The 11,598-nt window shown below is 50.8% G+C and carries 11 protein-coding genes and 6 tRNA genes; 7 read left to right on the forward strand and 10 right to left on the reverse strand.

What is annotated here, in order from left to right:
• Nucleotides 1-42: 42 nt before the first annotated feature.
• From ptsH to cysZ, 3 genes are all read right to left on the reverse strand, one after another.
• Entirely contained in the window at nt 43-300 is a 258-nt protein-coding gene (gene ptsH / locus D6029_RS17135; protein WP_034459025.1) for a phosphocarrier protein Hpr, read from the reverse strand.
• A 390-nt stretch (nt 301-690) separates the two neighbouring features.
• A complete protein-coding gene (cysK, locus tag D6029_RS17140) occupies nt 691-1,662 on the reverse strand; it encodes a cysteine synthase A (protein WP_120065954.1) in 972 nt (323 codons plus the stop codon).
• A 153-nt stretch (nt 1,663-1,815) separates the two neighbouring features.
• The gene (gene cysZ / locus D6029_RS17150) at nt 1,816-2,577 is read right to left on the reverse strand and encodes a sulfate transporter CysZ (protein WP_120065956.1); all 762 of its coding nucleotides are present in this window, start codon (nt 2,575-2,577) and stop codon (nt 1,816-1,818) included.
• A gap of 230 nt (nt 2,578-2,807) precedes the next feature.
• On the opposite strand from cysZ, the gene zipA reads away from it, so the two are divergent.
• From zipA to D6029_RS17165, 3 genes are all read left to right on the forward strand, one after another.
• Nucleotides 2,808-3,800 carry a cell division protein ZipA gene (gene zipA / locus D6029_RS17155; protein WP_208642695.1) on the forward strand — a complete coding sequence of 331 codons (993 nt, stop codon included), beginning with the start codon at nt 2,808-2,810 and terminating at the stop codon, nt 3,798-3,800.
• 69 nt (nt 3,801-3,869) lie between these two features.
• Nucleotides 3,870-5,888, forward strand: coding sequence for an NAD-dependent DNA ligase LigA (ligA, locus tag D6029_RS17160; RefSeq protein ID WP_120065958.1), 2,019 nt, complete (start codon nt 3,870-3,872; stop codon nt 5,886-5,888).
• 1 nt (nt 5,889) lies between these two features.
• Nucleotides 5,890-6,105, forward strand: a complete 216-nt coding sequence (locus D6029_RS17165) for a DUF3820 family protein (protein ID WP_120065959.1) — start codon at nt 5,890-5,892, stop codon at nt 6,103-6,105.
• Nucleotides 6,106-6,237: 132 nt separating this feature from the next.
• On the opposite strand, the gene D6029_RS17170 is transcribed toward D6029_RS17165, so the two are convergent.
• Complete coding sequence (locus D6029_RS17170; protein ID WP_120065960.1) at nt 6,238-7,227, reverse strand: bile acid:sodium symporter family protein; 990 nt, start codon at nt 7,225-7,227, stop codon at nt 6,238-6,240.
• A 90-nt stretch (nt 7,228-7,317) separates the two neighbouring features.
• On the opposite strand from D6029_RS17170, the gene D6029_RS17175 reads away from it, so the two are divergent.
• Nucleotides 7,318-8,253, forward strand: a complete 936-nt coding sequence (locus D6029_RS17175; RefSeq protein ID WP_120065961.1) for a LysR family transcriptional regulator — start codon at nt 7,318-7,320, stop codon at nt 8,251-8,253.
• Here D6029_RS17175 and D6029_RS17180 read toward each other — a convergent pair.
• The 5 genes from D6029_RS17180 to D6029_RS17200 form a co-directional block, all read right to left on the reverse strand.
• Nucleotides 8,244-8,588, reverse strand: a complete 345-nt coding sequence (locus tag D6029_RS17180; RefSeq protein ID WP_120065962.1) for a FlxA-like family protein — start codon at nt 8,586-8,588, stop codon at nt 8,244-8,246. The two genes, D6029_RS17175 and D6029_RS17180, sit on opposite strands and share 10 nt — an antisense overlap.
• 115 nt (nt 8,589-8,703) lie before the next feature.
• A tRNA-Lys gene (locus D6029_RS17185) sits at nt 8,704-8,779 on the reverse strand.
• Nucleotides 8,780-8,782: 3 nt separating this feature from the next.
• Nucleotides 8,783-8,858: transfer RNA gene (locus tag D6029_RS17190), tRNA-Val, on the reverse strand.
• 33 nt (nt 8,859-8,891) lie between these two features.
• Nucleotides 8,892-8,967: transfer RNA gene (locus tag D6029_RS17195), tRNA-Val, on the reverse strand.
• Between the two features lie 43 nt (nt 8,968-9,010).
• Nucleotides 9,011-9,086, reverse strand: a tRNA-Val gene (locus D6029_RS17200).
• Nucleotides 9,087-9,347: 261 nt separating this feature from the next.
• On the opposite strand from D6029_RS17200, the gene gltX reads away from it, so the two are divergent.
• On the forward strand, nt 9,348-10,763 hold the full coding sequence (gene gltX / locus D6029_RS17205) for a glutamate--tRNA ligase (protein WP_120065963.1): 1,416 nt from the start codon (nt 9,348-9,350) through the stop codon (nt 10,761-10,763).
• A 51-nt stretch (nt 10,764-10,814) separates the two neighbouring features.
• Here gltX and D6029_RS17210 read toward each other — a convergent pair whose 3' ends face one another.
• Nucleotides 10,815-11,168: a YfeC-like transcriptional regulator gene (locus D6029_RS17210; protein ID WP_120065964.1), complete on the reverse strand. Its 354-nt coding sequence runs from the start codon at nt 11,166-11,168 to the stop codon at nt 10,815-10,817.
• Between the two features lie 221 nt (nt 11,169-11,389).
• Between D6029_RS17210 and D6029_RS17215 the strand changes: the two genes are divergently transcribed.
• Nucleotides 11,390-11,465, forward strand: a tRNA-Ala gene (locus tag D6029_RS17215).
• 44 nt (nt 11,466-11,509) lie between these two features.
• Nucleotides 11,510-11,585: transfer RNA gene (locus tag D6029_RS17220), tRNA-Ala, on the forward strand.
• Nucleotides 11,586-11,598 lie beyond the last annotated feature (13 nt).

The raw sequence follows: 11,598 nt of genomic DNA on the forward strand, positions 1-11,598 counted from the left end.
CCCTACCTTACTTGTGACTGATATTTACGAAGAACCCAGAACTTACTCGAGTTCAGCCATCAGTTTTACCAGATGCTCAACTGCTTTCTGATCGTCTTCGCCTTCAGCGGAGATGGTCACTACTGTACCTTGAGTCAGGCCCAGAGTTTGCAGTTTGAACAGGCTTTTTGCGCTAGCGCTTTTGCCGTTGGAGGTCACAGTGATCTCAGAAGTGAAGCCTTTAGCTTCTTTAACAAACTGAGCAGCAGGGCGGGTATGCAGACCGTTTGGAGCGGTGATGGTAACTTCTTGCTGGAACATTGTATTTCCCCAACTTATAGGTTTAGTGTTGTGGAACTAAAGTCTAGCCTGGTGGCAAAACTTTAGCCTGTATAGTTAGCGTCGACGTTACACTGTACGCGACACAGGATGCTTTCGGGAACCGCGAAATGTGCTCTGGCATGAAACCGTGCGCTTAGCGGCTCGCTCGTCATTAATCATTATGCCGTGAAATGTGATTTTGCACCAAATCGTTAAATCGATTCAGCAGATCTACCTCACATTCCGATTAATTTCGCGCATCAAAATAATTTGCTGGATAGATACCAGACCTGACGGGGCTACGCAATGCCGGGGTAGCCAAAAGTTTGATGAAGGCCACAAAAAAGCACCCATTTGGGTGCTTTTTTACACATTCTTACCTGCCTGGCATCACTGTTGCAGTTCTTTTTCCGTGAAAAGATCGGCGAACAGGGCAGTACTCAGGTAACGCTCCCCAGAGGATGGCAGTATAACCACAATGTTTTTATTGGCAAATGCTTCATCTTCTTGAAGTTTTAATGCAGCAGCCACTGCGGCACCGGATGAAATACCCGCCAAAATACCTTCTTCTTCCATCAAAAGACGAGCTGTAGAAATAGCTTCATCGTTAGTGATGGCGATAACTCTGTCGATAAGCTTCAGATCGAGGTTCCCTGGAATGAAACCTGCGCCGATGCCCTGAATTTTATGTGGGCCTGGCTTGAGTTCCTCACCCGCCAGCGCCTGAGCAATGACCGGAGAATCGGTTGGTTCAACGGCAACGCTGATAAGGTCAGTTTTACCCTTGGTGTTTTTGATGTAACGGCTCACGCCTGTCAGCGTACCGCCTGTACCCACACCGGCAATGAATACGTCCACTTCACCATCGGTATCTTCCCAGATTTCCGGGCCAGTGGTTTTCTCGTGGATTTCCGGGTTTGCCGGGTTGCTAAACTGTTGCAGAAGCAGGAATTTTTCTGGATCGCTGGCAACGATTTCTTCAGCTTTCTGAATCGCGCCTTTCATGCCTTTCGCGCCTTCTGTCAGTACCAGGTTGGCACCCAGCGCTTTCAGCAGTTTGCGGCGTTCGATGCTCATGGTTTCTGGCATGGTTAACGTCAGCTTGTAACCACGCGCTGCGGCAACGTAGGCCAGTGCGATACCGGTGTTACCACTGGTCGGTTCGACTAACTCAACGCCAGGTTTGAGCACACCGCGTTTTTCGGCATCCCAAATCATATTGGCTCCGATACGGCATTTAACGCTAAAGCTCGGGTTACGGGACTCTACCTTCGCCAGGATGCGTCCATTACCGATGCGGTTCAGTCGAACCAGCGGCGTATGACCGATAGTCAGAGAGTTGTCTTCATAGATCTTGCTCATAACCCGTCCTTAACTGTATGAAATTTGGGAAACCAGCCCAGCATACCTGCTTAGAAGTTATGCGGAAGTAAGGAAATCGCATATCTATATGTATAAGGGAAATAAGCAGGAGCGAGAAGGAATAAGGAGCGACATAAGCCGCTCCTGTTGAGATTACTTCCACATGGCGTGTTTTGGGCGATAGCAATCCACCCACATCGCCGTCGCGCCGCACACAGCAACCGGCATGATGACTAAATTCAGGAAAGGAATGAGCGTAAACAGGCTGACCAGCGAGCCAAACTGCATATTGATAACTTTCTTTTCACGCAACGAAATGCGCATCTCTTTAAAGGGCACTTTATGGTTATCAAATGGATAGTCGCAATACTGAATCGCCAGCATCCATGCGCTAAACAAAAACCATAAAACTGGCGCAACGGTTTGCCCGATACCCGGAATGAAATAAAGCAGCAGTAACAACAGCGCACGCGGCAGATACCAGGCCAGCTTTTGCCATTCGCGTTTCATAATGCGTGGAATGTCTTTCATTATGCCAACCAGGCCCGTATCTGGCGGAGTTGCGCCAGTCAGACGAGCTTCTAGCTGTTCAGCTAACAAACCGTTAAACGGGGCAGCAATCCAGTTGGCGAGGGTTGAAAATAAATAGCCAAACACCAGCAAGATAGAGATCACCGCCAGCGGCCAAATAATATAGCTCAGCCACTGCAACCAGTCTGGCACGTATGAAAGCAGCGTCGGAACCCAAACATCCAGGCGGGTAAACAGCCACCAAAATGCGCCGCCCATCAATAAGATATTCACCAGGAGCGGCATGAGCACGAATCGTTTGATTCCAGGCTCGCGTACCAGCTTCCAGCCTTGCGAAAAATAATAAACGCCACTGCGTGGCACGGTTCCTGAAAGTGAAACCATATCTGATCGAACTCCTTTTTAGGCTTGGCTTTGACGTGCATGGCTATCATAACTGAGTGTCAGGAGAAAAACTTATTAGGAAATGGTCGAAAAAACAGCAAAAAATCGATTTAGGAGCATCTTTCTGCCGAGAAAACCGTGTGCGCACTTGCACTTGAGCAGATGGGCAAATACTCTTAGTGAGTAAATGTTTGCCGCGGTGGCAAGGTGTTAGAACAACAGAGAATATAATGATGCAGGATTTGCGTCTGATATTAATCATTGTTGGCGCGATCGCCATAATAGCCTTACTGGTTCACGGCCTGTGGACGAGTCGTAAGGAGCGTTCATCCGTTTTTCGTGATCGTCCAATGAAGCGCATGAAGTCTAAGCGTGACGAATACGAGTCGGATGGCGACGAGGCTGACGATGAGCAAGATGATGGAGTAGGTGAGGTGCGTGTGCGTCGGGCTAACCCTGCGCCAGAAAGCGTGAGTCGCGAGACAGAAATGCCTCGTCAACCACAATCGCCTCAACATCAATACGAGCCGCCATACGCTTCTGCTGAGCCGCGTCAAAGTGCCCCTGTGCGTCAACCTGAACCGGTTGCACCGCGCCAGGAAGCACCTGTAGCGCCAGTACATCAGCCTGTGCCACAGCAGCCTGTTGTTGCTCAACCGGTGCAGCAGCCTGTTCAACAACCGATTGCACAGCAACCGCAGCCAGCGGTTCCGCCAGCTCCGGTACAGCAGCCAATTGCTGAGCCAGAGCCAATTGCAGCACAGCCTGCTCCGGCACCGCAAGCTCCGGCTCGTCTTAAAGAGACGGTGATTGTACTGAACGTTTCGGCGCACGCTGGCAGCATGATTAACGGCGACGTGCTGTTAAACAGTATTCAGCAAGCGGGCTTTATCTTTGGCGAAATGAACATTTTCCACCGTCACCTCAGTCCTGATGGTAGCGGCCCGGTGCTGTTTAGCCTCGCCAATATGGTTAAGCCTGGTTCGTTTGACCCCGAGAGCATGACGAATTTTGCCACACCGGGTGTGACAATCTTCATGCAGGTGCCGTCTTATGGCGATCCGACCCAGAACTTTAAGTTGATGCTGCAGTCAGCTCAGCATATTGCTGATGAAGTCGGTGGTGTGGTGCTTGACGACCAACGCCGTATGATGACACCGCAGAAAATGCGTGAGTATCAGGACCGCATCCGCGAAGTGGTAGAAGCTAACGCTTGCCACTAGAATTTGTCCTGAACATGTTTCCCCAAACCCCCGCATGTCGGGGGTTTTTTATATTATTGATGGTGCGATATGGACACAATCGAACAACAAATTACTCAACTGCGAACCACGCTTCGCCATCATGAATATCTCTATCATGTGCTTGATAACCCAGAAGTCCCTGATGCGGAATACGACCGCCTGATGGGAGAGTTGCGCTCTTTAGAAGAAGCGCATCCTGAATTAATCACCCCAGATTCACCGACTCAGCGAGTGGGTGCGGCACCGCTAAGCGAATTTACTCAGATTCGCCACGAAGTACCGATGCTTTCGCTCGATAACGTGTTTGATGAGGCGAGCTATCTCGCCTTTAACAAGCGTGTACAAGACCGCTTAAAAAGCACCGAAGCGGTGACTTTTTGCTGTGAGTTAAAGTTAGATGGCCTGGCGGTTAGCTTGCTTTATGAAGACGGCGTCCTAATCCGCGCTGCGACGCGTGGCGATGGCACTACCGGGGAAAATATCACCGCTAACGTGCGTACCATTCGCGCTATTCCTCTGAAATTGCGTGGTGAAAATATTCCCCGTCGCCTCGAAGTGCGAGGTGAAGTTTTCCTGCCACAAGCGAGTTTTGAGAAGATCAACGAAGAAGCTCGTCGCACCGGCGGCAAAATTTTTGCTAACCCACGTAACGCTGCGGCGGGATCTTTGCGTCAGCTCGATCCACGCATTACCGCAAAACGCCCATTGACCTTCTTCTGCTACGGCGTCGGTTTGCTTGAAGGTGGTGAATTACCTGCCAGTCATCACGGGCGTTTACAGCAGTTCAAAGAGTGGGGATTGCCGGTTAGCGATCGCATTCGCCTGTGCAACACAGCAGAAGAAGTGCTGGCGTTTTATCACCAGGTTGAGGCAGATCGCCCGACTTTAGGTTTTGATATCGACGGGGTGGTGATCAAAGTGGATTCGCTTGCTCTGCAAGAGACTCTTGGCTTTGTTGCCCGTGCGCCGCGTTGGGCGGTGGCATTTAAATTCCCGGCGCAGGAACAAATGACCTTTGTTCGTGACGTGGAATTTCAGGTAGGGCGTACCGGTGCGATCACGCCCGTTGCCCGTCTTGAGCCGGTGCAGGTTGCGGGTGTGCTAGTCAGCAATGCCACACTGCATAACGCCGATGAAATCGAGCGCCTGGGTTTAAGAATTGGCGACCGCGTTGTTATTCGTCGTGCGGGTGATGTGATTCCACAAGTCGTTGGCGTGGTGGAGTCTGAGCGCCCGGAAAACACCACAGAAATCGTCTTCCCGACGCATTGCCCGGTTTGCGGTTCTGATGTTGAACGAGTCGAAGGCGAAGCCGTTGCGCGTTGTACCGGTGGTTTGATTTGCGGTGCGCAGCGCAAAGAAGCACTCAAGCATTTTGTCTCGCGTCGCGCGCTGGATGTCGATGGCATGGGCGACAAGATCATCGATCAACTGGTCGAGAAGGAATACGTCCATACCGCTGCGGATCTTTTCAATCTGACCGCAGGCAAACTGACTGGCCTGGATCGCATGGGGCCGAAGTCGGCGCAAAACGTTGTCGATGCGTTGGCGAAGTCGAAAGAAACCACGTTCGCCCGCTTCCTCTATGCGCTGGGTATTCGTGAAGTGGGCGAGGCGACAGCGGCAGGATTAGCGGCGTATTTTGGCACGCTGGATGCTCTTGCTGCGGCCTCTATTGAAGAACTGCAAAAAGTGCCTGATGTGGGCATCGTGGTTGCCACGCATGTATTTAACTTCTTCTCTGAAGAAAGTAACCGCGAAGTTATCCGCCAGTTAACCGAAGAAGCAGGCGTTCACTGGCCCGCTCCTGTCGTTATCAAAGCAGAAGAAATCGACAGCCCGTTTGCGGGTAAAACCGTTGTCCTGACGGGGTCGCTAAGCATTATGTCGCGTGATGATGCCAAAGCTCGGCTGGTCGCTTTAGGGGCGAAAGTTGCGGGCAGCGTGTCGAAGAAAACCGACTTAGTGATTGCGGGCGAAGCGGCCGGTTCTAAGCTTGTGAAGGCCCAGGAACTGGGTATTGATGTGATTGATGAAGCTGAAATGATTCGCTTATTAGGTGAATGAAATGGATAAAGAACAGCTGATTGAAATTGCCAATACTGTAATGCCTTTCGGCAAGTATAAAGGCCGCGTGCTGATTGATGTGCCGGAAGAATATTTCCTGTGGTTCGCACGCAAAGACGAGTTTCCACAGGGCCATCTTGGTGACTTAATGCGGCTCACTTTGCTGATTAAAACTGAAGGGTTGGAGGGGTTGGTCAAACCCCTAAAACGTCACTAATTTACCCGTCATACTTCAAGTTGCTGATGCGTTGGCTTTCCTCGTTCACCCCAGTCACTTACTTTAGTAAGCTCCTGGGGATTCACTGCGTTGCCGCCTTCCAGCAACTCGAATTATTTAGGGTAGATGTTATTATGCGTTTTCAGTGGCGGCTTCGGCTGCCACTTTCGTTTCATGCTGATAACGGCGAGCCAGAACCGCGCAAATCATCAACTGTAACTGGTGGAAGATCATCAGCGGTAGCACCATCATCCCGACGGTGGCGACCGGGAATAAAATATTCGCCATGGGAATACCATTCGCCAGGCTCTTTTTCGAGCCGCAGAACACAATCGTAATCTCATCCGCTTTGCTAAAGCCCAGACGTCTGGCGACAAACATATTAACGCTGATAACAATCGCCAGCAGAACCAGGCTTACGACCACAATAAACAGCAGTGAACCGATGCCGACTTTGTGCCAAATCCCATGCCTTACCGCTTCGCTAAACGCCGTGTAGATAACCAACAGAATGGAGGTTTGGTCAGTTTTACCAATCCACTTTTTGTGTCGTGCGACCCACTCGCCAATCAACGGACGTGAAAGATGGCCCACCACGAACGGCACCAGCAACTGCAACATAATGCTGCCAACCTGCTGCAAACTGCCACTTGCGCCATGAACGTGCATCACCATGCCGACTAACAATGGCGAGAGGAAAATGCCGAGCAGGCTGGAAGCCGATGCGGAACATACCGCAGCCGCAACATTGCCACCCGCAAGGGAGGTAAACGCGATGGCCGACTGCACCGTTGCAGGCAAAATACACAGGTATAAAAAGCCGGTATAAATTTCGGGGCTGACTTTGACCGGTGCCCACCAGGCAAACAGCACGCCCAGAACCGGGAATAATACAAACGTGCTGCACATCACCCACAAATGCAAACGCCAATGACTGCTGCCGGCGATTATCGCTTCACGCGAAAGCTTTGCGCCGTGCATAAAGAATAATAGCGCGATGGCAGCCGTCGTCAGCCCTTCAAAAAAGCCTACAAAACTGCCTTGAGCGGGGAAGAAAGACGCCAGCAATACAGTCACAATTAACGTCAGTGTGAACGGGTCGAGTACGCGAAAGAGTTTCATCATCATTCCTCAAACTTTTGATGAGTCATTGTGCTTTTATTGGTTTTAGAAATAAAATTGATTTATTGAATGCATTAATGAATTTATTAAATGAATTATTCGTTACGTCAGTTAAAAGTCTTCGTCGCAGTCGCTCATGCCGGAAGTTTTAGCCGGGCAGGGGAGCAAATTGGCTTGAGCCAGTCGGCGGTCAGTCACAGCGTGAAAGAGCTTGAGAGCGAAATCGGTGTCAAACTCTTGGATCGCACCACGCGAGAAGTGGTGTTAACGGAAGCGGGCCAGCAACTGGCGGCGCGTCTCGAACGCCTGTTGGAAGAGTTGACCAGCACACTGCTGGACACGCGAAGCGTTGGGCATCAGTTAAGCGGAACAGTGCGCGTCGCCGCCAGCCAGACTATCTCCGCTCATTTAATGCCGCAGTCCATTGCCGCAGCCGCGCTGGAATTTCCCGCAATTCGATTTGTGCTTCATGACCGCCCGCAACAGTGGGTGCTGCAAAGCATTCGGCAAGGAGAAGTGGATTTTGGCATGGTTATCGACCCGATTCAGGCAAGTGACCTGGATTGCGAGGCCGTCCTTTCCGAGCCGTTCTTATTACTGTGCCGCAATGATCATCCATTAGCAGCTCAGGAACAGGTTCCGTGGCAAGCATTGCAAGGGGCAAATCTGGTTTTGCAGGATTACGCGTCGGGAAGCCGTCCGCTGATTGATGATGCATTGCTTCGTCAGGGAATTGAGACAAACATTGTGCAGCAGATTGGCCACCCGGCGACGCTTTTCCCGATGGTGGAAGCGGGAATCGGCATCAGCGTACTTCCCGCGCTGGCATTGCCTTTGCCACAGGGGCGGCCGCTGGTTGTCAGGCCGCTGATTCCCGTTGTTGACCGGCAGTTAATGTTGGTGCGGCGCAAAAACCGCTCACTTTCGCGTGCGGCAGAAGCCATCTGGCAGGTGGTTCGCCAGCAGGCGCAGCAGTTAACCGCGGCTCGTCTGGGCGATCCACTGTTTAATCACGATCAGATGTAGATATCAATCTGGTGTTCATCGGAAGGTTTATTCACCCCTTCGACTCTCGCTTGCTGCTGTTCCTGCTTTTGCTGGGCCTGTTCAGCTTGCTCGCGCTGGAGTTGGGCCAGTTGCGCCTGCAACATCTTAATTTGCGCTTGAATCAGCTCTTGTTGCTTCTGCTTTTCTTCGGTTGTCCCGCTGCCGTTAGCAATATCTTTCGCTTGTTGAGTCAGTTTGGTGATTTGCTGCGTGATGCGGGTGATTTGCGACGCCAGATCGTTGCCGCCGGAGCTTTTTGAAGAAGCACTGCTTGCCTGAGGTGACGGTGTGGACGTGTTGATAGTGGTGCTCATAATTATTCCTCGAGGGATTGATTAGAGCTGTTATCGGCCAGGCAGGGGTAAATCTTGAATGGAAAGTGGTGAGTCAGAAACGAAAAAAGCGCCTAAAGGCGCTTTTTTCTAAATTTGGTGGGGCGTGCAGGATTCGAACCTGCGACCAATTGATTAAAAGTCAACTGCTCTACCAACTGAGCTAACGCCCCGAATGGTGGGTGATGACGGGCTCGAACCGCCGACCCCCTCCGTGTAAAGGAGGTGCTCTACCAACTGAGCTAATCACCCAAACTTCGGTACTGCTATTGCAAGAGGCGATAATGGTGGGTGATGACGGGCTCGAACCGCCGACCCCCTCCGTGTAAAGGAGGTGCTCTACCAACTGAGCTAATCACCCAAATCTTATCTCTTGCTACACTGCGGAATCACTCACTAATGAATGGTGGGTGATGACGGGCTCGAACCGCCGACCCCCTCCGTGTAAAGGAGGTGCTCTACCAACTGAGCTAATCACCCCCGCTGTGTGGAGTCGCATTATAGGGAGAGTTGAAAATGAGTCAACGCCTTTTCTAAAGATTTTGTTCGTTCGTCGTAAAAATAAACAATGCGATCGGTAAATGTCCATGGGTGATTGATTTGCCACCAGAATATGTGGATTCCTGATAACTCAAGGTAACGTCATTGAGGAATTAGCGCACAGTGGTAGAATGTTGCCCGACTCAATATTCCCTGGCATTTGCCGGTTTCCCGGTACTTTTGCGTAATTAAGGCCGTTCAATGAAAATCAAAACTCGCTTTGCGCCAAGCCCAACAGGCTATTTGCACGTTGGTGGTGCTCGTACCGCTCTTTACTCATGGCTTTTTGCTCGTAACCACGATGGCGAATTCGTGTTGCGTATAGAAGACACTGACCTCGAGCGTTCAACTCCAGAAGCTATCGAAGCTATTATGGATGGCATGAATTGGTTGAGCCTTGAGTGGGACGAAGGCCCGTACTACCAGACCAAGCGCTTTGATCGTTACAACGCGGTTATCGACGAAATGCTGGAAGCGGGTACGGCGTTTAAATGCTACTGCTCTAAAGAACGCCTTGAAGCGCTGCGCGAAGAACAAATGGCTAACGGCGACAAGCCACGTTATGACGGCCGCTGCCGCCACGGTCATGAGCATCATGAAGCCGACGAGCCTTGCGTGGTGCGTTTTGCTAACCCGCAAGAAGGTTCAGTGATTTTTGATGACCAGATTCGTGGCCCAATCGAATTCAGCAACCAGGAACTCGACGATCTGATCATTCGCCGTACCGATGGTTCTCCAACTTACAACTTCTGTGTTGTTGTGGATGACTGGGATATGGAAATCACCCACGTTGTTCGTGGTGAAGACCATATCAACAACACTCCGCGCCAGATCAACATCCTGAAAGCATTGAACGCGCCCGTTCCAGTTTATGCGCACGTTTCTATGATTAACGGTGACGACGGTAAAAAACTGTCTAAACGCCACGGTGCGGTCAGCGTAATGCAGTATCGTGATGATGGTTATCTGCCAGAAGCACTGTTGAACTACCTCGTGCGTCTGGGCTGGTCCCATGGCGACCAGGAGATCTTTACTCGCGAAGAGATGATCAAACTGTTCACGCTCGATTCAGTCAGCAAATCGGCCAGCGCATTCAACACTGAAAAACTTCAGTGGCTGAACCACCATTACATTAACCATCTGGCTCCTGAATATGTTGCAACGCATCTGCAATGGCATATTGAGCAGCAAAACATTGATACCCGTAATGGCCCGCAACTGGCTGAACTGGTGAAACTGCTGGGCGATCGTTGCAAAACTCTGAAAGAGATGGCCGAAACTTGCCGCTACTTCTATGAAGACTTCAGCGAGTTTGATGCAGACGCGGCGAAGAAACACCTGCGCCCGGTTGCTCGTCAGCCGCTGGAAGTGGTGCGCGACAAACTGGCTGCGTTAACTGACTGGACTGCGGAGAATGTTCATAACGCGATTCAGGCAACAGCGGATGAGCTGGAAATCGGGATGGGTAAAGTGGGTATGCCACTGCGCGTCGCGGTAACTGGGGCAGGACAGTCACCGGGCCTTGATGTGACTGTGCATGCTATTGGCAAACAGCGCTCGATTGCACGTATCAACCAGGCTCTGGAATTTATTGCTGCACGCGAAGCGCAACAGTAAAAACTAAAGCTAAAAATTAAGCCGGCTGATGCCGGCTTTTTTACAATCATCTTACTCGTCGCGAATACCTAATCGTTTCAAAACCCCAGCAATACCTTCCCGAAGTATCAGTGCTGACATCTTTTCCTGCTCGCTAATCGACATCTGTTTCATTGATTTCAGCAGAAGGCCTTCGAGTGAATTGTCGTTTACCTGGTAGTTTCCGAGCTTTTCTGAAATGCGTTTCGCACTATTAATAAATTCGCGAACACGCTCGTCCACGTGAATCAGGCGAGCCTTGCCACCTTGAACTCCGGGCTTTTGAGTTGTTAACCAGCTTTCCTTTCGTACCCATTTGTTGATTGTTTGGCGACTATAACCAGTAATCATCGCCAGCTCTTCCGGGGTCATACGTTCCTTGAGCACAGTTTTTCCTTAGTTCCAAAAGGGTTATTAGGGGTTCATTTTAGGGGATCATTTTACTGGAAACTGTGACAGGATTAACTACCGCAGGACGAGAAGCAATTGAGATCTCCCGGATTGTTTGCTTTTTCGGCGATTGGTCGCAGAAGAAGAATTTGCCGTTGACACTATTCAATGGGTTTCATATGATGCCGCCCGTCGATACGACAAGGTGTTTACGGTACGGGGCTATAGCTCAGCTGGGAGAGCGCTTGCATGGCATGCAAGAGGTCAGCGGTTCGATCCCGCTTAGCTCCACCAAATCTTTACCAGCAAGATTTGACCGATTAACACAACCCATTCGTGGGGCTATAGCTCAGCTGGGAGAGCGCTTGCATGGCATGCAAGAGGTCAGCGGTTCGATCCCGCTTAGCTCCACCAAAATTCGAAACCC

The organism is Buttiauxella izardii, assembly GCF_003601925.1.
In the GTDB taxonomy this organism is placed as follows: Bacteria; Pseudomonadota; Gammaproteobacteria; order Enterobacterales; family Enterobacteriaceae; genus Buttiauxella; species Buttiauxella izardii.